Annotated in this window: 18 protein-coding genes and 1 pseudogene; 2 read left to right on the top strand and 17 right to left on the bottom strand. The window is 64.1% G+C overall.

The features are described from left to right. Positions 1-22: 22 nt before the first annotated feature. Complete coding sequence (locus AC0L18_RS17865) at positions 23-2,164, bottom strand: sodium-translocating pyrophosphatase (protein WP_473493564.1); 2,142 nt, start codon at positions 2,162-2,164, stop codon at positions 23-25. Positions 2,165-2,296: 132 nt separating this feature from the next. Here AC0L18_RS17865 and AC0L18_RS17860 point away from each other — a divergent pair, with 132 nt between their 5' ends. Further along, entirely contained in the window at positions 2,297-2,605 is a 309-nt protein-coding gene (locus AC0L18_RS17860) for a type II toxin-antitoxin system HicA family toxin (RefSeq protein ID WP_473493563.1), read from the top strand. A 10-nt stretch (positions 2,606-2,615) separates the two neighbouring features. On the opposite strand, the gene AC0L18_RS17855 is transcribed toward AC0L18_RS17860, so the two are convergent. The 16 genes and pseudogenes from AC0L18_RS17855 to AC0L18_RS17780 all read right to left on the bottom strand — a co-directional run bounded on the left by AC0L18_RS17855 (position 2,616) and on the right by AC0L18_RS17780 (position 17,818). Beyond that, positions 2,616-3,380, bottom strand: coding sequence for an ABC transporter permease (locus tag AC0L18_RS17855; RefSeq protein ID WP_473493562.1), 765 nt, complete (start codon positions 3,378-3,380; stop codon positions 2,616-2,618). Then, positions 3,377-4,314: pseudogene (locus AC0L18_RS17850) on the bottom strand (ABC transporter ATP-binding protein). Before AC0L18_RS17850 ends, AC0L18_RS17855 begins: the two are co-directional and overlap by 4 nt. Then, positions 4,311-5,474 carry an ABC transporter permease gene (locus AC0L18_RS17845; protein ID WP_473493561.1) on the bottom strand — a complete coding sequence of 388 codons (1,164 nt, stop codon included), beginning with the start codon at positions 5,472-5,474 and terminating at the stop codon, positions 4,311-4,313. Before AC0L18_RS17845 ends, AC0L18_RS17850 begins: the two are co-directional and overlap by 4 nt. Positions 5,475-5,512: 38 nt before the next feature. Continuing rightward, the gene (gene osmF / locus AC0L18_RS17840; protein WP_473493560.1) at positions 5,513-6,424 is read right to left on the bottom strand and encodes a glycine betaine ABC transporter substrate-binding protein OsmF; all 912 of its coding nucleotides are present in this window, start codon (positions 6,422-6,424) and stop codon (positions 5,513-5,515) included. 251 nt (positions 6,425-6,675) lie between these two features. After that, entirely contained in the window at positions 6,676-7,893 is a 1,218-nt protein-coding gene (locus AC0L18_RS17835; RefSeq protein WP_473493559.1) for an MFS transporter, read from the bottom strand. After that, entirely contained in the window at positions 7,890-8,390 is a 501-nt protein-coding gene (gene nusB / locus AC0L18_RS17830; protein WP_023798402.1) for a transcription antitermination factor NusB, read from the bottom strand. The genes AC0L18_RS17835 and nusB overlap by 4 nt, the downstream gene beginning before the upstream one ends. Further along, complete coding sequence (gene ribH, locus AC0L18_RS17825) at positions 8,387-8,881, bottom strand: 6,7-dimethyl-8-ribityllumazine synthase (RefSeq protein ID WP_473493558.1); 495 nt, start codon at positions 8,879-8,881, stop codon at positions 8,387-8,389. Before ribH ends, nusB begins: the two co-directional genes overlap by 4 nt. 380 nt (positions 8,882-9,261) lie before the next feature. After that, a complete protein-coding gene (locus AC0L18_RS17820; protein ID WP_473493557.1) occupies positions 9,262-9,879 on the bottom strand; it encodes a riboflavin synthase in 618 nt (205 codons plus the stop codon). A gap of 61 nt (positions 9,880-9,940) precedes the next feature. Further along, positions 9,941-11,062: a bifunctional diaminohydroxyphosphoribosylaminopyrimidine deaminase/5-amino-6-(5-phosphoribosylamino)uracil reductase RibD gene (gene ribD, locus AC0L18_RS17815; protein WP_473493556.1), complete on the bottom strand. Its 1,122-nt coding sequence runs from the start codon at positions 11,060-11,062 to the stop codon at positions 9,941-9,943. A gap of 2 nt (positions 11,063-11,064) precedes the next feature. Then, on the bottom strand, positions 11,065-11,541 hold the full coding sequence (gene nrdR / locus AC0L18_RS17810) for a transcriptional regulator NrdR (protein ID WP_023798407.1): 477 nt from the start codon (positions 11,539-11,541) through the stop codon (positions 11,065-11,067). A 134-nt stretch (positions 11,542-11,675) separates the two neighbouring features. After that, complete coding sequence (locus AC0L18_RS17805) at positions 11,676-12,263, bottom strand: invasion associated locus B family protein (RefSeq protein WP_473493555.1); 588 nt, start codon at positions 12,261-12,263, stop codon at positions 11,676-11,678. 81 nt (positions 12,264-12,344) lie between these two features. Further along, positions 12,345-13,658 (bottom strand): serine hydroxymethyltransferase, encoded by a 1,314-nt coding sequence (glyA, locus tag AC0L18_RS17800; RefSeq protein WP_473493554.1) that lies wholly within the window; start codon positions 13,656-13,658, stop codon positions 12,345-12,347. A 312-nt stretch (positions 13,659-13,970) separates the two neighbouring features. Further along, entirely contained in the window at positions 13,971-15,224 is a 1,254-nt protein-coding gene (locus tag AC0L18_RS17795) for a L,D-transpeptidase family protein (protein WP_287237385.1), read from the bottom strand. 360 nt (positions 15,225-15,584) lie between these two features. Then, the gene (gene ldtR, locus AC0L18_RS17790; protein ID WP_027154640.1) at positions 15,585-16,100 is read right to left on the bottom strand and encodes a transcriptional regulator LdtR; all 516 of its coding nucleotides are present in this window, start codon (positions 16,098-16,100) and stop codon (positions 15,585-15,587) included. A gap of 255 nt (positions 16,101-16,355) precedes the next feature. Further along, positions 16,356-16,778: a DUF6163 family protein gene (locus tag AC0L18_RS17785; RefSeq protein ID WP_128175993.1), complete on the bottom strand. Its 423-nt coding sequence runs from the start codon at positions 16,776-16,778 to the stop codon at positions 16,356-16,358. Beyond that, the gene (locus tag AC0L18_RS17780; protein WP_473493553.1) at positions 16,775-17,818 is read right to left on the bottom strand and encodes an enoyl-CoA hydratase/isomerase family protein; all 1,044 of its coding nucleotides are present in this window, start codon (positions 17,816-17,818) and stop codon (positions 16,775-16,777) included. The genes AC0L18_RS17785 and AC0L18_RS17780 overlap by 4 nt, the downstream gene beginning before the upstream one ends. A gap of 205 nt (positions 17,819-18,023) precedes the next feature. Between AC0L18_RS17780 and hemB the strand changes: the two genes are divergently transcribed. Continuing rightward, entirely contained in the window at positions 18,024-19,055 is a 1,032-nt protein-coding gene (hemB, locus tag AC0L18_RS17775; protein ID WP_287237380.1) for a porphobilinogen synthase, read from the top strand. Positions 19,056-19,068: the final 13 nt, after the last annotated feature.

The following is a 19,068-nucleotide window of genomic DNA, read 5'->3' as shown; positions in this document are numbered from 1 at the left end:
GGCCTCGGAAGGCCAAGCCGCCTCAGCCGTGCGCGAGCACGGCCAGCAGCAGCAGGGCGACGATGTTGGTGATTTTGATCGCCGGGTTGACTGCCGGACCGGCGGTGTCCTTGTAGGGATCGCCGACCGTATCGCCGGTCACCGAGGCCTTGTGCGCCTCGGAGCCCTTGAGATGCTTGACGCCGTCCTTGTCGGTAAAGCCGTCCTCGAACGATTTTTTTGCATTATCCCAGGCGCCGCCGCCAGAGGTCATCGAGATGGCGACGAACAGGCCGTTGACGATGACGCCGAGCAGCGAGGCGCCAAGTGCTGCAAAGGCGGACGCCTTCGAGCCCGAGATCAGCAGCACGCCGAAATAGACGACCAGCGGCGCCAGCACCGGCAGCAGCGACGGAATGATCATTTCCCGGATCGCCGCCTTGGTCAGAAGATCGACCGCACGCGCATAGTTCGGCTTCGAGGTGCCGGCCATGATGCCCGGATCCTCGCGGAACTGCTTGCGCACCTCCTCGACGATGGCGCCCGCCGCACGGCCGACAGCCGTCATGGCGATGCCGCCGAACAGATACGGAATCAGGCCGCCGAAGATCAGACCGGCAACGACGTAAGGGTTGGAGAGGTCGAAAGAGACGTCGCCCATGCCCTGGAAGTAAGGGTATTTGTCGCCATTGGCGGCAAAGAACTTCAGGTCGTTGGAGTAAGCCGCAAACAGCACCAGCGCGCCGAGACCGGCCGAACCGATGGCGTAACCCTTGGTCACCGCCTTGGTGGTGTTGCCGACGGCATCAAGCGCATCGGTCGACTGGCGCACTTCCTTGGGCAAGCCGGCCATTTCGGCAATGCCGCCGGCATTGTCGGTGACCGGGCCGAAGGCGTCGAGCGCAACGATCATGCCGGCAAGACCGAGCATCGTGGTGACTGCGATCGCCGTGCCGTAGAGGCCGGCGAGCTGGTAGGTCGATATGATGCCGCCGACGATGATGATCGCAGGAAGTGCCGTCGATTCCAGCGAGACCGCAAGGCCCTGGATGACGTTGGTGCCGTGACCGGTGACCGAGGCCTGGGCGATGGAGTTCACCGGGCGCTTGTCGGTGCCGGTGTAGTATTCGGTGATCACCACGATGAGGCCGGTCACCAGAAGTCCGATCAGGCCGCAGATGAACAGGTTGGTGCCGGTGATGGCCATGCCGGCGACCGTGCCGATTTCGCCCCAGCCTAGGGTTGCCGAGGTGGCGATGCCGAGGCCGACGATCGACAGCAGGCCCGTGACGATCAGGCCCTTATAGAGCGCGCCCATGATCGAGCCGTTGGAGCCGAGCTTGACGAAGAAGGTGCCGACGATGGAGGTCAGGATGCAGGCGCCGCAGATGGCCAGCGGATAGAGCATCGTGGCGCTGAGAACGGCGGTGCCGCCGAAGAAGATGGCGGCGAGGACCATGGTGGCGACCACGGTCACCGCATAGGTCTCGAACAGGTCGGCGGCCATGCCGGCGCAGTCGCCGACATTGTCGCCGACATTATCGGCGATGGTGGCCGGGTTGCGCGGATCGTCTTCGGGAATGCCGGCTTCGACCTTGCCGACGAGATCGCCGCCGACGTCGGCGCCCTTGGTGAAGATGCCGCCGCCGAGACGGGCGAAGATCGAGATCAGCGAGGCGCCGAAGCCGAGCGAAACCAGCGAGTCGATAACGACGCGGTCGTTGGGCTGGAGGCCGATGAATTGGGTGAGGATCAGGTAATAGATCGAGACGCCGAGCAGGGCCAGGCCAGCGACCAGCATGCCGGTGATGGCGCCCGACTTGAAGGCGATCTCGAGGCCGGCTGCGAGGCTGTTGGAAGCCGCTTGCGCGGTGCGCACATTGGCGCGCACCGAGACGTGCATGCCGATGAAGCCGGCGGCGCCCGACAGAACGGCGCCGATCAGGAAGCCGATGGCGGCGGTGATTGAAAGCAGCCACCAGGCGAGCAGCAGGACCACGACGCCGACGATGGCGATTGTGGTGTACTGGCGCGCCAGATAGGCCTGCGCGCCTTCGCGGATGGCCGCGGAAATTTCCTGCATGCGTGCATTGCCCTGATCGGCCGCGAGGACCGATTTTGTCGCCCAAATGGCGTAAAGGACTGAAAGCAGACCGCAGGCGATGACAGCTAAAATTATGGTCATTGCCGTATTTTCCTCGATTGATGACCCAAAAGAACCCCTCCCTGGGCCGTTGAGACGGGGAGCGGATTCCGCGCGCCGAATCCGCTCCCCTCGCATCGGCTTATGCGAAACAGGGCTGCGAACGTCAAGATATTGTTCGGTTTTTGCCCGGCTTTCGCCCAAAAGCCCGGCCTTCGCCCAAAAGCAATGGGGCGGCAACACGCTCGCAAGTGCCGCCACCCGATCAGATCGATTGAAATCGGCTGGCGGTTGTCAGCCTTTGCGCAGGTCGCAGTCCAGCCTGACGGCGAAGATCAGCACCGCCAGCATGATCATCACATTTACGGCACGGAAGGCAGCATCGTGCGCCTTTCGATCCCGATTCACGGCAACAGGCCGCTCAAAACAGGACTCTTGCGACATCTCTTGGCGCTGGCCGAGATCAGCGAAGGCGATATCTGAGTTTTGCTAATTACGCCGTCTCCTGCCCCATGCGGCGTGCGGTGTAGCGCTCGATCGCCGACAGCCCGTCATAGATCAGCACGGCAAGCGCGGCGACGATCAGCCCGCCCTGCAGGACGAAGGCGAGATTGTTGGACAACAGACCGGCGATGATCACCTCGCCGAGCGTCCTGGCCGCCACGGTCGAGCCGATCGTCGCAGTGGCGAGGCTGATGACCACCGAAAGCCGGATACCGCCCAGAATGATCGGCGCGCTGAGCGGCAGCTCGACCTTGACCAACCTTTGCCAGCCGGTCATGCCGGCGCCGCGCGCCGCCTCGACCACATTGGCCGGCAGCGTCGTCAGCCCGGTCAGCGCGTTCTCGAAGATCGGCAGCAGGCCGTAGAGAAACAGCGCGATCAGTGTCGGCTTCTCGCCAAAGCCGACGGCCGGCACGGCCAGCGCCAGCACCGCCACCGGCGGAAAGGTCTGGCCGATATTGACCAGGCTGCGCGACAGCGGCAGGAATTCGACGCCGGCCGGCCGGGTGACCAGGATGGCGAGCGCCACGGCAACGATGATTGCCGCCGCCGTCGCGATCAGCACGGTCCTCAGGTGCAGCAGCATCAGCGTCAACAGGCTGCCCTGGTTGTAGATTGCCGGCGCGTTGCTCTCGGTCAGCGGCTTCAGCAGCGGCTCGAACCAACCCGGATTGGTCACGAACGCAATGAGCAGCACCACCAGGGCAAGCCTGAGCAGTGACGGAAGCCAGGCTTTTACACCGGCCTCTTTCATGCCGGCCTCGCCGCGCGTTTCACCAGCCCATCCACAGTCACGCGGCCGAGCGGCTTGCCATCCGCGCCTGTCACCGGCAACGCCGGGCGTCCCGACCACAACAGTTCGGCCAGCGCATCGCGCTGACTGGCGTCGGCGGGGATCGCCTCGCCTTCGGCTGTGCCCGTCTCCACGGCGTCGCGCACCCGGCCGAGCACAGCAGCCTGAACGGTTTTTCGCTGGCGCCGACCAGGGTCTCGACGAAGGCGCTGGCCGGCTTCGCCAGGATCTCGGCGGGCCTGGCATATTGCACCAGCTTGCCGGCATCCATCACCGCGATCTTGTCGCCCATACGCACCGCCTCCTCCATGTCATGGGTGACGAGGATGATCGTGGTGCCGAAGCGCTTCTGGATCGCCCGAAGGTCCTCCTGCGCCTTGTTGCGGATGATCGGGTCGAGCGCGCCGAACGGCTCGTCCATCAACAGCACGTTCGGCTCCGCGGCAAGTGCCCTGGCGACGCCGACGCGCTGCTGCTGGCCGCCGGAGAGCTCGTGCGGATAGCGTGGCCCGAACGCCTGGGGATCGAGCTGGTAGAGCGTCATCAACTCGTCGACACGGCGCTTGGTGCGGGCCGCGTCCCAGCCGAGCAGCACCGGCACGGTGGCGATGTTCTGCGCCACGGTGCGATGCGGAAACAGCCCATGGCCCTGGATGGCGTAGCCGATGCTGCGGCGCAGTTCGTAGCCGGGCAGCGAGCGGTTGTCGGCGCCGTCGAGCCTGATCACGCCGGCGGTCGGCTCGACCAGCCGGTTGATCATGCGCAGCAGCGTCGTCTTGCCGGAGCCGGAGGTGCCGACGATGACGGCGATGGTGCGCGGCTCGATCACCATCGACACGTCGTCGACGACGGTCGTCGCGTCATAGCGCTTGGTAATGCCTTCGATCTCGATCATGCCGGTTGTGCCTCGCGTCGCCTGGTGGAGGTCATTTCGATCAATGCGTCGAGGATGATGGCGGCAGCAAAGGCCATAGCCACCGTCGGAACGGCGCCGAGCAGCACCAGGTCCATCGCCGTCTGGCCAACGCCCTGGAACACGAACACGCCGAAGCCGCCGCCGCCGATCAGCGCGGCAATGGTAGCAAGGCCGATGTTCTGGACCAGCACGATGCGGATGCCGGTGAGGATCACCGGGAAGGCCAGTGGAAATTCGACGCCGAACAGGCGCTGGCGCTCGGTCATGCCCATGCCGCGTGCGGCATCGTTGGCGGCGCGCGGCACGCCGGCAAGACCGACCACGGTGTTGGCCACTACCGGCAGCAGCGAATAGAGGAACAGGGCGACGAAGGCGGGCGCGGTGCCGATGCCGCGAATGCCGAGGGAGGCCGCGCCGGGCACATGCGTGGCGACCCAGCCGAGCGGCGCGATCAACAGGCCGAACAGCGCGATCGAGGGAATGGTCTGGATGATGTTCAGCACGTTGAGCACGCCGGCCCGCAATTTTTCGACGCGGTGGCAGAGGATGCCAAGCGGCAAGCCTGCTATCACCGCCGCCGCCAGCGAGCCCAGCGCCAGCGTCACATGCTTGGAGCCTTCGGCCCAAAAACTGTCGGCACGGTTGGCGTATTCCTTGAGAATCGACAGACTGTTCCAGCTGCCCGAGACCAGCAGCAGGCCGATTGCCGCTGCCGCGACGACGAGCACGCCGATCCGCGCCGATGGCGACAGGTTCAGCCTCGTCAGCCCATCGGCGAGCAACAGCGTAAAGGCGAAAATGAGCAGCCAGAAACCCGAAGCCGGCGAGATGCGGGCAAAGCTGTTGCCCTCAGGCGTCAGGAAGCTGCCGGCGACGCCGATCAGCAGCGCCAGTGCGGCAAGCGCGACCACGCTGGCGGCCAGGCGCGGTACCAGCGGCGTTTTCAGCAAGGCGACGACCGCCGCAACGACGACGACTGCAAGCAGCAGCGGCCCCAGCGTCGGCGGCAGCGCTTCAAGAATCGAGCGCGCCTCGCCCGGCACGATGCGATTGGCGCGCAAGGTGGCAAAGGGCGCGGCGAAGGCGGCATAGGCAACGATCGCGGCGATGACCACGCCGAGCTTGTCGAAGCGGGTCATGGCGCGCCTCGCACCGGCGTCATTTTCAAACGGGCTGACTACTTCAAAAACCCGTTCTTCTTCAAAAAGTCTTCGGCGACGCCTTTGACCGGCTCGCCGCCGACCTGAACGCGGCCGTTCAGTTCCTGCAGGGTGACGAGGTCGAGGTTGGCGAAGACCGGCTTCAGCAGCGTCTCGATTTCGGGATGCTCCTTCAGCACCGCCTCGCGGATGATCGGCGCCGGCTGGTAGACCGGCTGCACGCCCTTGTCGTCTTCGAGCACGACCAGGCCGGACGGCGCGATGCCGCCGTCGGTGCCGTAGACCATGGCGGCGTTGGCGCCGTTGGTCTGGTTCGCCGCGGCGGCGATGGTCGCCGCCGTATCGCCGCCGGAGAGCGTGATCAGCTGGTCCGGCTTAAGCGTGAAGCCATAGGTGGTCTGGAAAGCCGGCAGCGCGGCAGCCGAATTGACGAATTCGGCCGAGGCCGCCAGCACCACCTGGCCGCCGCCGGAGACATATTTGCCGAAGTCGGACAGCGTCGCCAGCTTGTTGGTCTCGGCGACATCCTTGCGCAGCGCAATCGCCCAGGTGTTGTTGGCCGGCGACGGCGACAGCCAGACGATCTTGTTGGCGTCGTAGTCGAGCTTCTTGGCCGTTTCATAGCCCTTGGCGGCATCCTTCCACACCGGATCGTCGGCCTTTTCGAAGAAGAAGGCGGCATTGCCGGTGTATTCCGGATAGATGTCGATCTCGCCGGCGGTGATCGCCTTACGCACCACAGGGGTGCCGCCGAGCTGGATGCGGTCGGTGGTCTGGATGTTGTTGGCGTTCAGCACCAGCTGGATGATGTTGCCGAGCACGCCGCCTTCGGTGTCTATCTTCGACGACACGACTACCTGAGCGCTCGCCGAGGCTGCGGTGATGCCGAGCGCCAGTGCCGCGCCGGCCAGAACCTTGACTGAAAACATTTCACAAATCCCTTGCTGAGAACCGGACTGCGGCTGCCGCATATGAGCATGGCTTCAATGCCCCGTCGGGGCACACGGTTTCATAAGAAGGGGGATGGGGGCAATAATTTTGTTCGGATGCGGGTGAATCCGCTGCTGTCTGATCCCGACAGCGTCATGTCACTACAGCGCGTCGCGTCCGTTTGGACGCGCAAAGAACGCTGTAGCACTTTTGATTTGCGCATGATCCTTTCCGAACCTTTGGTTCGGGGTCATGAGCTGGTCGGCCGCGCGGTCATCTTCAGCACGCCCAGCGCCACGAAGCACAGCACCGTCACCGGGAAGATGATCCAGTTCAGCATCTCCCAGCCCCAGGCGTTGTAGACCGCGCCCGACATCAGCGAGGCGAAGGCGACGGAGCCGAACAGGACGAAGTCGTGAAAACCCTGGACCTTGGCCTTTTCCGATGGCCGGTAGCTGTCGGCGACCATGGCGGTGGCGCCGATGAAGCCGAAATTCCAGCCAAGGCCGAGCAGGATCAGCGCCGTCCAGAACTGCCACAGCGCCAGGCCCGACAGCGCCACCACGGCGCAGCCAATCAGCAGCACAAGGCCGGTTGCGACAATCCGTTCGGCGCCGAAGCGATAGATCAGCGAGCCGGTGAAGAAGCTCGGCGCGAACATCGCCATGACATGCCAGGAAATGCCGAGCGTGGCGTCGTCCGTCGACAGGCCGCAGCCGACCATGGCGAGCGGCGCGCCGGTCATGACGAAGCTCATCAGCGCATAGCTGCCGACAGCGCAAAACAGCGCCGCAACGAAACGCGGCCTGGTGACGATCTCGGCGAGCGGCCGCGCGTCGCTGTCGGCGATTTCCGCTTTGCCCGTCGCCTTGGCCGGGATGCGCAGCAACGACAGGATGGCGGCGCCGACCGCCGCCAGCACCAGGATGGAGGCAAACGAGCCGGCAAACATCACAGGAGCAAACAATTCGCGGGTGAAGATGACGATCTGCGGCCCAAGGATGGCGGTGACGATGCCGCCGGCCAGCACGAAGGAGATGGCGCGCGCCTTGAATTCAGCCGGCGCATTGTCGGCGGCGGCGAAGCGGAATTGCTGGACGAAGGCGCCGCCGATGCCGATCACCAGCAGGCCGAAGGCGAACAGCCAGAAGCTGGCCTGGAACAGCGCCAGCGTGGCGACCAGACCGCCGATCGCAGTGACGATCGTCCCGGTCATGAAGCCGTCGCGCTGGCCGAGCCGGCGGATGATGGCGGCGGCCGGCAATGCGCCGAGCGCCACGCCGACGTTGAAGCCGGTGATCGGCGCCGTCGCCAGTGACTTGTCGGTTCCGAGCAGATAGTGCCCGGCCAACCCACCCACGGAAATGGCGATGGGTGCAGCCGAACCGATGATCGCCTGCGAAGCGGCAAGGATGAGCGCCGTGCGGCGCGCTTCCCTGCCGGCCTCGGCGATAGCGACGGCGGTCATGAAGCGTCCTTGCCACGCCCTTCGCCGCGCACCCGGCGCGACACGCGATCGAGCACCGCGTTGACCAGCTTCGGCTCGTCTTCTTCGTAAAACGCCTTGGCGATATCGACATATTCCGAGACGATGACAGCCACCGGCACGTCCTCGCGCTTCATCAGCTCGTAGACGCCGGCGCGCAATATGGCGCGCAGCGTCGAATCGAGCCTGGACAACGGCCAGTCCTCGGTCAGCGCCTGGCGGATGATCGGATCGATGGTCTTCTGGTTCTCGACGACGCCGGCGAGGATGGCGCGAAACCATTGCGCGTCGGCCTCGCGATAGAGCGCGCCGTCGACTTCCTTGCCGAGCCTGAACGCCTCGTATTCGGCGGTGATCTCGAAGACGCCGCTGCCGGCCACATCCATCTGGTAGAGCGCCTGCACGGCGGCCAGACGGGCTGCACCGCGCTTGTTGGCGTGGCGCACCGCGGGCTGGCCGGGCGATGCGGGTTCGCTCACGACCGCTCTCCCAACTGTTGCTTGAGGGCAATCATGGTCAGCGCCGCACGCGCGGCAAAGCCACCCTTGTCGCCTTCCGAACGCCTGGCCCGCGTCCAGGCCTGCTCGTCATTTTCGGTGGTCAGGATGCCGTTGCCGATGCAGACCGATTCCTGGATGGACAGGTCCATCAGGGCACGACTCGATTCATTGGCGACGATGTCGAAATGATAGGTGTCGCCGCGCACGATGGTGCCGAGGGCGACAAAGCCGTCATAGCTCGGCCCGCCTTCGGCGGCGCCGTCGAGGGCGAAGGAAATCACCGCGGGAATTTCGAGGGAGCCCGGAACGGTGACGACGTCGTATGTCGCGCCCGCTTCCTCGAGCGCGCTTGTCGCGCCTTCGAGCAGCGCGTCGGCAAGGTCGTCATGGAAGCGTGCCTCGATGACAAGAAGGTGGGCCTTCTTCTTCGGGCGAATGAACGCTTTGCCGTGTTGGGATGTGCCAGCCATAGATGTCTCCGGGATCGCCGGTGACTTAGGCCGAAGCCGGTTTGATCGCAAGCAGAAGATTGGTGGAGATGCGGACGTGCCTGATTATTGGTTTCCTCCGAAGCCGGCGCTGCCCCTCGTTGCCCTGCCGGGCATTTCTCCCCGTAAACGGAGCGAAAGACCCTGGCCGCATCGCCGGCGCCCTTCTTGCAACGCTGGTGATTGGCGAAACAATCGATCACAGCGCCCCTCGCCCCGTTTACGGGCCGTTTACGGGGAGAGGTCGCCGGCAGGCGGGTGAGGGGCAGCGCCAACGGAACGGAACAAGGCGCCAATCAGATCCGAGGTGCTCGTCCTGTTCGGATAACCGTATGAATCCACGCCGCTCTCCGGCAGGACCATCAAAGCCCCTCTTTCGCGGCCTCCGCCAAACGCGCCGCGTAGCGGGCCATGGTGTCGATCTCCAGATTGACGCGGTCGCCGACCTGACGTTCGCCCCAGGTGGTCACGTTCAGCGAGTGATGGATCAAGAGCACGTCGAAGCGCGTGCCGTCGACCTTGTTGACGGTGAGCGAGGTGCCGTCGAGCGCGACGGAACCCTTGGGTGCGATGAATCTGGCCAGGTCGCGCGGCGCTTCCAGCGTAAAGCGCACGGCATCGCCCTCCTCCTTGCGCGCAACGATCTCGGCCATGCCGTCGACATGGCCTGAAACGATGTGGCCACCGAGTTCGTCGCCGATCTTCAGCGGCCGCTCCAGATTGATTCTGGTGCCGGATTTCCAGCCCATCGCCGTCGTCAGCTTGAGTGCCTCTTCCCAGGCCTCGACCTCGAACCAGCGCGCGTTGGCGCCGCTTTCCGGCAGCGCCGTCACCGTCAGGCAGACGCCGCCGCAGGAAATCGAAGCCCCAATGGCGATCGTCTGCGGGTCATAGGCGGTGTCGATGCGCAAGCCGACGCCCTCTCTCAGCGGCTTGACGGCAGCGACGGTGCCGACATCGGTGACAATCCCGGTAAACATCAGACTCTGGCTTCTTGGTTGGCCATGATCTTTTCCGAAAACCGGTTCCCACTTTTCGGGATCATGGTCTTATCCACTCGGCGTAGCTGTCTTCGCCGAAACGCATGTCGCGCAATTTGCGAAATCCTGCCGGGATATGGTCGGCGTCGATGGGCGATACAATGCCGCTCCTGCCGATCGGCTCCTGCCCCTGGAACAGCACGATGCGGTCGACCAGCCCTTCGGCGAGGAAGGCCTTGGCCACCTTGGCGCCGCCCTCGACCAGCACGCTCGCCATGCCGAGTGCGGCAAGATCCTCAAGCAGTTCCGGCAGCGCAATATCGCCTTCATACGTCTCGGTGCCGATGAAGCGCACGCCGGCTCGTTCGAGCGCGGCGCGCCGGTGCGGATCGGCTTCGGCACAGGCGGCGACATAGAGCGGAACCCGGTCGAGGCCGGCGACCAGTTTCGACGTCTCCGGCAGCCTGATCTGGCGGTCGAGCACGATGCGCGCCGGCGAGCGGTTCTCCAGCCCCGGCAACCGCACCGTCAGCGCGGGATCATCCTCCAGCGCCGTGCCGATGCCGATCAACACGCCGTCGGCTTCGGCGCGCATCAGATAGACTTCGCGCCGGGCGATGTCGCCGGTTATCGAGACCTGCCCCGCGCCTTCCATGCCGATCTTGCCATCGCTTGAAATCGCAAGTTTCAGGATCACTTCCGGACGTTTTTTCAGAGATCGAATGAGATAGCCGGCCATCTGCTCGGCGGCTTCTGCCACGAGCACCTTTTCGACCACTTCGACACCGGCGACACGCAGGATCGCATAGCCGTTGCCGGACACGCGTGGATCGGGGTCGCTCGCAGCTCCAACCACCCGCGCGACGCCGGCATTGACCAGTGCGCTGGCGCAAGGCGGGGTGCGGCCATGGTGGGCGCAGGGCTCCAGTGTGACATAGGCGGTGGCGCCGCGTGCGAGTTCGCCGGCCTCGGCCAGCGCCTCGGTCTCGGCATGCGGCCGACCGCCGACAGCGGTGACGCCGGTGCCGACGATCATCGGCCCGGCGCCGTCGTCGCGCACGATCAGCGTGCCGACGGAAGGGTTGGTCGAGGTCCGCCCGGCGTTTTTCCGCGACAGCCTCAGTGCCGCCGCCATGAAGCGGCGATCAAGAACCTCTTGCTCGGCTTGGCTGCGCCTTGCCATGCTCAGCCGGCGTCCTCTTCCTTGAGCTCGTCACCTTTAAGCTCACCCAGCACGTCGTGAAAATCCTTGGCCTCGCGGAAATTGCGATAGACCGAGGCAAAGCGCACATAGGCGACGTCGTCGAGCGACTTCAGCGCCTCCATGACCAGGCGGCCGACCTCGCCCGAGGCGACCTCGGTCTCGCCGGAGCTTTCGAGCTGGCGCACGATGCCGGTCACCGCGCGGTCGATGCGCTCCGGATCGACATTGCGCTTGCGCACCGCGATCTCGACCGAGCGCAGCAGCTTGTCGCGGTCGAACGGCACTTTGCGTCCGGACTTCTTCACCACAACGAGGTCGCGCAACTGCACCCGTTCGAAGGTGGTGAAGCGGCCGCCGCAATCGGGGCAGACGCGCCGCCTGCGGATCGCCGCGCCGTCTTCGGCGGGGCGCGAATCCTTCACCTGCGTATCTTCGGACTGGCAGTAGGGACAGCGCATGGGCAGCCTTGTGTTCGCGAATCTCGTGGAGCGAAAGGCTTAGAGGTTTTTGCCGCGATGGCAAAGTATCGGTCGCGCCTCAGAGATAGCGAGGCGCGAGGAAAATTGCCAGCATCAACGGCAATACCGGCCGATTACGGCGCGACGTCAGCAGTCGGGAACCCACATGACACGCCGAGGCTGCGATAGGCCTTGGTGAAGCCGTCCATCGATACGGTCGCGACCGGCGTGTCGGCGAATATGACGTCGAGCGCGCTGGCGCGGCGCATGACACGCAGCAGCGCCAGGCTGATCTCGGGCTTGTTGTTCAACATCCATTTTCCGCCGGCACCGGCCATGGCATCGACGGTCGCCTTGACCTTGCCGTTGCCATCGCCGAACACCGCCGGAATGTTCTCGCCAGTCGGCAAGTCCTTGTTCTTCATGGCGATGACGAGGGTCGGATAGCCATTGGGCGGCAGTGCATCACCATTCGAGATGGCAAGCGTGAGCGTGCCGCTGGTACCGCTCGCGTCGAGAAAGGCGGTCGAGGCGACGCAGGTTTTGCGCAGATCCTCACCGGTATCGATCTCGTCCACGGTGGTGGACCAGTTGCCGAAGGTTTCGGTCTTCGGTGCGGCCGGGGTGGGCGCAGACTGTGCCAGGGCGGCGGACGGCAAGCTGGTCAATGTGACCAGCACGCCAAGCGCGCCCAAGCCAGCGGCACTGAAAATCTGCATCATCGTCAACGCTCCTGTCCGGACTCCGTCCCCGCTGAAAAAGTGCTTCTCGTCCGCCGATAAAGGACGACACTTTGCGTGAGCTCAACCGAGATAGGGATAGAGCGGAAAACGATCCGTCAACGCGGCCACCTTCGCCTTCACCGCTGCTTCGACGGCTGCATTGCCCTCATCGGAATTCGCGGCCTTGAGCCCGTCCAGCACCTCGGCGATCAGCTTGCCGATCTCGCGGAACTCGGCCTGGCCGAAACCGCGCGTGGTGCCAGCCGGCGTGCCGAGGCGCACGCCCGAGGTGACGAACGGCTTTTCGGGATCGAAAGGAATGCCGTTCTTGTTGCAGGTGATGTTGGCACGGCCAAGCGCTGCCTCGGCACGCTTGCCGGTGGAGTTCTTCGGCCTGAGGTCAACGAGCATAAGATGGTTGTCGGTGCCGCCGGAGACGATGTCGAGGCCGGTTTCCTGCAGGCTGGAGGCCAGCGCCTTGGCGTTGGCGGCAACGCTCTCGGCATAGATCTTGAAGCTTGGCTTCAGCGCTTCGCCCAGGGCCACCGCCTTGGCGGCGATGACATGCATCAGCGGACCACCCTGCAGGCCTGGAAACACCGCCGAGTTCATCTTCTTGGCGATGTCCTCGTCATTGCACAGGATCATGCCGCCGCGCGGGCCACGCAGCGACTTGTGCGTGGTGGTGGTGACCACATGGGCGTATGGCAGCGGCGACGGATGCACGCCGCCGGCGACCAGGCCGGCGATGTGGGCCATGTCGACCATCAGATAGGCGCCGATCGAGTCGGCGATCTCGCGAAAACGCTTCCAGTCCCAGACGCGCGAATAGGCGGTGCCGCCGGCCAGGATCAGCTTCGGCCTGGTCTCGTGGGCGGTCTTCTCGATCGCGTCCATGTCGAGCAGGTGATCGTCCCTGCGAACGCCGTAGGAAACGACCTTGAACCATTTGCCACTCATGTTGACCGGCGAACCGTGCGTCAGGTGGCCACCAGAATTCAGGTCGAGCCCCATGAAGGTGTCGCCGGGCTGCAGCAGCGCCAAAAAGACCGCCTGGTTCATCTGGCTGCCGGAATTCGGCTGAACGTTGGCGAAGTTGCAGCCGAACAGTTTTTTGGCGCGCTCGATGGCCAGGTCCTCGGCCACGTCGACGAACTGGCACCCCCCATAGTAGCGCTTGCCTGGATAGCCCTCGGCGTATTTGTTGGTCATGACCGACCCCTGCGCTTCCAGAACGGCGCGGGAGACGATGTTTTCCGAAGCGATCAGCTCGATCTCGTGGCGCTGGCGGCCGAGTTCGTTGCGGATCGCGCCGAAAATCTCCGGATCGGCATCGGCAAGGGTGGTTTCGAAGAAGGATTCGAATTTGTTCGACACTGCCGCTGCTGTTGCCATGCTTGAGATCCTTGTCGTCCGGGGGGTCTGCCGCGCCATTAACACAGTTGCTTTCGCCCCGCCACGTTTGCGGCGCGAAATTTGCTGGTCGGATTGCGGCAGCGTGGCCAAAGAGCCACCTATTTCCTCGCCTGCCGGCCGTTCAGCAAGGCTTCGCGACGCCACCTGGGCCAGCAGAGGACTTTCACCTCCAAGTCATTGACCGGCTACCATCCCGGCCAAACGGTGCTTGCGCACCACGCGCGATGCCTGGCGCACATCAAAAAGGCCGCCTCGATGGCGGCCTTTCATCAATTCAATAACATCAATGGCTTAGAGCGCAGAGGTGATCTGCAGCTCGTTGGCTCCGTCGAGCCCGTAGATGTCGTCGCGGAACTGCACGACGCCAGTCCCCGTCGACCAGGCCGAGATGTAGAGGAAAAAGACCGGCACCGGATTGGTGACCTGCACCGGGATGTTCTCGCCGCTCTTGATCGACGCCTCGAAATGCTGGCGGCTCCAGCCCGGCGTGTCGCGCAGGATCCAGGTGACGAGGTCGCGCACGTTCTGGACGCGCACGCAGCCCGAGGAATCGAAGCGCATCATTTTGCCGAACAGGCTCTGCTGCGGCGTGTCGTGCATGTAGACGCCGTCCGGACTCGGGAAATTGATCTTGACCGAGGCCATCGCATTGCCGGCGCCCGGATCCTGGCGAAAGCGGTATTTCTCCGCGTCGTCGGTCGACCAGTCGACAGTCAGTGGATCGACCTCGCTGCCATCCGGTGCGAACAGCCGGATCTTGCTGTCCTTGAGATAGTTGGGGTCCTTCCGCATCAGCGGAATGATGTCCTTGCGCACGATCGAGACCGGCGCGTTCCAGTAAGGATTGACGATGATCTCGTTGATCTTGGAATCGACGATCGGCGTCTGGCGATCGATCTTGCCGACGACGGCGGTGTGGCGCAGCACGACGCGGTCGTTCTCGACCGCTTCGATCTGGGCGCCAGGGATATCGACCAATACATAGCGGTTGCCCAGCGTACCGGCGCGTTCGTTCAGCCGCTGCAGATTGGTCTGCAGTTGGCCAAGCCGGACCTGCGCCGAGACATTCATCGCCGCATAGCTATATTGGCCCAGGGTGCCGTCGGAAGGCAGTCCATGACGCGCCTGGAAGCGCTTGACCGCCGCATCGACATAGGAATCGAAGGCCTCTGAAAGGCCGGCGCTCTGCGCCAGGTCGCCCGAAACCATCAAGCGCCTGCGCAATGGCACCACGTCGGGATCGATGACGCCGAGTTGCAATTTCTTGGTGTCCGGGACCTGCTCCCAGCCTCCCTGCGCGACAATGTTCTGATACTGCGCGATAGCCTGCTCGGTGTACGCAACGGTCTGCAGGCTGACGATCGGCAGCGTCGAGGCCACCTTGCCGCCCTCGCTGGCGCGGGCGTCGAACTGGTCGTTCCAGTTGCCGCGGCCCGAGGATTTCAGGATGTCCGCGATCACGTCCTGCGCGCTGGCGCCACCGGCAACCATCGTTGCGGCCAACGCGGAGGCTCCGGAAAGGAAGAAACGGCGACTGGTTCTCATGTACGCTCCAGATAGTCCTGTAACAGTTTTTTCACCGGGCGATCCGCCCGCATGCTAGGCTTGGCCCACTCTAAGGTTGGCGCCCTTAACAATTAGCCAACCATGCCCCAATCGCTTCTGTGCGAGAACGCGCCGGGCGCGACGCGCCTTCACTGAGGCGGTTGGCGGGCAGACGAATTGGCTCGCGCCGCAACATCACCCGCATTCTCGCTTCCACCGGGAATATGGCGGCAACGTGACCCTGACCGCGATTTGGATCGGCTGGCCTCACGAAACGCAAAGACCGATGCTTTTCGGCACCGGTCTTTTGGATCGCTCCCCGACCGCGCCTGTGGCGCGGTTGCATGCGATGGACATGCTTTACATGCGATAGGCGATGGTGTCGTTCCAGAAGCGGTCGAGGCGCTGCAGGGCGCGGTTCATTTGCTTGAATTCTTCCGTGTTGATGCCGCCGACCTGCTCGATCGAGCCGACATGGCGCTCGTAGAGGCCGGCGACGACTTCCGCCACCTCACTGCCCTTCGGCGTCAGCGAGACCCGCACCGAACGGCGGTCGATGCGCGAGCGCTGGTGGTTGATGAAACCGAGATCGACCAGCTTCTTCAGATTGTAGGAGACGTTCGAGCCGAGATAATAGCCGCGCGAGCGCAACTCGCCGGCGGTCAGTTCCGAATTGCCGATATTGAAGAGCAGCAGCGCCTGGATGGCGTTGATATCGGAACGGCCGTTGCGGTCGAATTCGTCCTTGATCACGTCAAGCAGGCGGCGGTGCAGCCGTTCCACCAGCTGCAGCGATTCCATGTACAGCGAACGGATCGCCTCGCGGCGGTCATCGGATACGTTGGCGGTCTTCGCCGCCGGACGGGAATTGATCATTGTCTTTGCCTCTCGTTTGTCGCCTGGTGATTTTTTGTTTTTCACCTTGATCGCGACACTATCGAATACTCATAAAATTCGACTTAAACGCTAGGGCTAACAAGAGCTTACCGGTAATAGGTTTCGAAAGAGGCTTAACGAAGGGTCACCCGAACAAGGACGATTAACCTAAAGATTTAGCCAATGAATCCGGGCGGTAATTTGCCCGTCCAACCGGACGCGTAGGTTATTCTTGTTGAGCATCGATCCGATGCTCTATTGCCGGCTCCGGCGCTTCTGCATCCAGATCACCACGCGAAAGACGATGTAGAGCAGCGCCACCGCCGCATGCGAGGCGAGGATCAGCGGCCGGTGGCCGAAGAGCTCGGGAAAGCCGGCATGCATGACGGTCTCGGTCGCCGCGCAGATGAACCAGATCACCGGCCCCCAGGAGGCCAGCATCCACAGACCGGCTGCGGCGAAGGGAAAGAACACGGCGAGCGTCACCGCCGCCACCTGCCAATGCACCGGCATCAAGTCGAAGCGCCACAACGAGCCGGGATAGAAGCCGATCAGCCGGATCCAGTACAAAATCCCGAACAACAGACAGTAGGCTGAGATGACGCGCTGAAACCAGGCGAAGATGACCTCGACCGTCGAGGGCTGGAGCACGACGCGTCTCGACGTGACCTCGCTCACAGCTTGAGTTCCCGTTCGCCGAGCGGAGCGAAATAGGCATCGACGTCGGCAGCACCGACGTCGTCGATGCCTGCCGGCCGCCATTGCGGCGACGAGCCCTTGTCGATGATGGCGGCGCGGATGCCTTCGTAGAAATCGTGGCCGGCAAGCATGCGGTTGAGGATGCGGAACTCCATCCGCATGCACTCGTCCATCGACAGCGTCAGCCCGGCGCTGATCTCGCGCCAGGCAACATGCAGGCTGGTCGGCGAGCGGGTGCGGATCGTCGCCAGCGTCCTTGCCGCGAACGCGTCTGCGGGTGCGGCGCGCTCCAGGCTGCCGATGATGTCGCTCAGCGACGGCTGCGCGAAATGGCGAGCGATGGCTTCCAGTGTCGGACTGTCCGTTTCGCGCCGGGCCGGGACGGAAAAGCCGCGCAGCGCCGCTTCCGTGTCGCCTGTCGCAACCAGCCGGTCGAGAAAGCCGGCCTGGTCCTGCGCCTTGATCGCGTGCGTCGCCAGGCCCGACCACAAAGCGTCGCCATAGCGGATGCGGTTTCCGGTCAGGGCCAGATACATGCCGAAGCTGCCGCCGAGGCCCGGCAGCAGATGACTGGCGCCGACATCCGGGAAGAAGCCGATGCCGACTTCCGGCATGGCGAACTGGGCGTTCTCGGTCAGCAGCCGATACGAGCCATGGAAGGAGATGCCGACACCGCCGCCCATGACGATGCCATCGATCAGCGCGACATAGGGTTTTTCGAACCGCGCGATGCGGGCGTTCAGCCGGTATTCGTCGGCGAAGAAATCGACCGGCGGCTTTCCCGCCCGGCCGGCCTCGTAGATGTGGAGGATGTCGCCGCCGGCCGAAAACGCCCTGCCCTCGGCCTTGACGACGACAACATCGACGCCGTCGTCGCGCTCCCAGGCGCGCAGCGCCTTGTCGAGCGCCTTGACCATGCGATGGGTGACGGCATTGAGCGCCTGCGGCCGCGTCAGCGTGACGACGCCGGCGCTGCCCAGTCGTTCGAAGCGGATCTCGTTGCCGCCGCCAAAATCCATCGCCTGAAGAATCCCTCGCCCAATGCCGCCGGGACTGAAGTGCTAAAGCGTGGCGCATGGCTGCGTCAATGCCAAGGCGCAATCCTGTCGGGCAACAACGGTCGAGAACTCGTATACCGGTATCCAGCTTGTGCCTGGCACTATCGTGCCGCATTGGTCAGCGGCGGAGGCTCGTGTTAAAAGCCGCCAATCCGGAGTTTTGGCGATGAACAAATTCACCCCAGCAAAGCCTGCCGGCGCGCGCAGCGTCGACGAGATCACCGGCAGTCGCCGTTTGCGCCGCATGCGCAAGGCCGACTGGTCGCGCCGCCTCGTGCAGGAGAACCGGCTCTCCGTCGACGATCTGATCTGGCCGATCTTCGTCGTCGATGGGAACAATATCCGCGAACCGATCGCCGCCATGCCTGGTGTCTTCCGCCTGTCGCTCGACCTTGCCGTCAAGGAGGCCGAGCGCGCGGCAAAGCTCGGCATTCCGGCGATCGCCACCTTCCCCAATGTCGAGCTCGGCCTGCGCGACCAGACCGGCTCGCACATCCTCGATCCGGAAAACGTCATCAACCGCGCCACGCGCGCCATCAAGCGCGCAGTGCCCGAGATCGGCATCATCACCGATGCGGCGCTCGATCCCTTCACCTCGCACGGCCACGACGGCATCTTGCGTGACGGCATCATCGTCAACGACCAGACCGTGGAGCAGGTGACGGCGGCTGCCGTCATCCAGGCTTCTGCCGGCGCCGATATCATTGCCCCTTCCGACATGATGGACGGCCGCATCGGCGCGATCCGCGATGCGCTCGACGCCAATGGTTTTCAGGATGTGGCGATCATGTCCTACGCGACGAAATTCGCCTCCGCCTTCTACGGACCCTATCGCGAGGCGGTCGGCACCGCCGGCCTGCTCAAGGGCGATAAGAAGACCTACTATCTCGACCATGCCAATTCCGACGAGGCCGTGCGCGAGGCCGAGCAGGACCTCGCCGAGGGCGCCGACATGCTGATGGTCAAGCCCGGCCTGCCCTATCTCGACATCATCCGCAGGCTGAAGGACGAATTCCGGATGCCGACCTTCGCCTATCAGGTGTCGGGCGAATATTCGATGATCAAGGCGGCCGCCGCCAATGGCTGGATCGACGGCGACAAGGCGATGCTGGAATCGCTGCTCGCCTTCAAGCGCGCCGGCTGCGACGGCATTCTCACCTATTTCGCGCCTGAAGTGGCGGCGATGCTGAAGGGGTAAGCATCGTTTTGGG

Source organism: Mesorhizobium sp. WSM4819 (assembly GCF_055811215.1).
Note: the sequence above shows the minus strand (reverse complement) of the source record. Positions and strands in the feature narration are given on the sequence as shown.

What these genes read in the sequence shown, in the direction of transcription:
- AC0L18_RS17865 (WP_473493564.1), bottom strand. Translation starts at nt 2,164, where the DNA reads ATGACCATAATTTTAGCTGTCATCGCCTGCGGTCTGCTTTCAGTCCTT.
- AC0L18_RS17855 (WP_473493562.1), bottom strand. Translation starts at nt 3,380, where the DNA reads ATGAAAGAGGCCGGTGTAAAAGCCTGGCTTCCGTCACTGCTCAGGCTT.
- AC0L18_RS17845 (WP_473493561.1), bottom strand. Translation starts at nt 5,474, where the DNA reads ATGACCCGCTTCGACAAGCTCGGCGTGGTCATCGCCGCGATCGTTGCC.
- osmF (WP_473493560.1), bottom strand. Translation starts at nt 6,424, where the DNA reads ATGTTTTCAGTCAAGGTTCTGGCCGGCGCGGCACTGGCGCTCGGCATC.
- AC0L18_RS17835 (WP_473493559.1), bottom strand. Translation starts at nt 7,893, where the DNA reads ATGACCGCCGTCGCTATCGCCGAGGCCGGCAGGGAAGCGCGCCGCACG.
- ribH (WP_473493558.1), bottom strand. Translation starts at nt 8,881, where the DNA reads ATGGCTGGCACATCCCAACACGGCAAAGCGTTCATTCGCCCGAAGAAG.
- AC0L18_RS17820 (WP_473493557.1), bottom strand. Translation starts at nt 9,879, where the DNA reads ATGTTTACCGGGATTGTCACCGATGTCGGCACCGTCGCTGCCGTCAAG.
- ribD (WP_473493556.1), bottom strand. Translation starts at nt 11,062, where the DNA reads ATGGCAAGGCGCAGCCAAGCCGAGCAAGAGGTTCTTGATCGCCGCTTC.
- nrdR (WP_023798407.1), bottom strand. Translation starts at nt 11,541, where the DNA reads ATGCGCTGTCCCTACTGCCAGTCCGAAGATACGCAGGTGAAGGATTCG.
- AC0L18_RS17805 (WP_473493555.1), bottom strand. Translation starts at nt 12,263, where the DNA reads ATGATGCAGATTTTCAGTGCCGCTGGCTTGGGCGCGCTTGGCGTGCTG.
- glyA (WP_473493554.1), bottom strand. Translation starts at nt 13,658, where the DNA reads ATGGCAACAGCAGCGGCAGTGTCGAACAAATTCGAATCCTTCTTCGAA.
- AC0L18_RS17795 (WP_287237385.1), bottom strand. Translation starts at nt 15,224, where the DNA reads ATGAGAACCAGTCGCCGTTTCTTCCTTTCCGGAGCCTCCGCGTTGGCC.
- ldtR (WP_027154640.1), bottom strand. Translation starts at nt 16,100, where the DNA reads ATGATCAATTCCCGTCCGGCGGCGAAGACCGCCAACGTATCCGATGAC.
- AC0L18_RS17780 (WP_473493553.1), bottom strand. Translation starts at nt 17,818, where the DNA reads ATGGATTTTGGCGGCGGCAACGAGATCCGCTTCGAACGACTGGGCAGC.
- hemB (WP_287237380.1), top strand. Translation starts at nt 18,024, where the DNA reads ATGAACAAATTCACCCCAGCAAAGCCTGCCGGCGCGCGCAGCGTCGAC.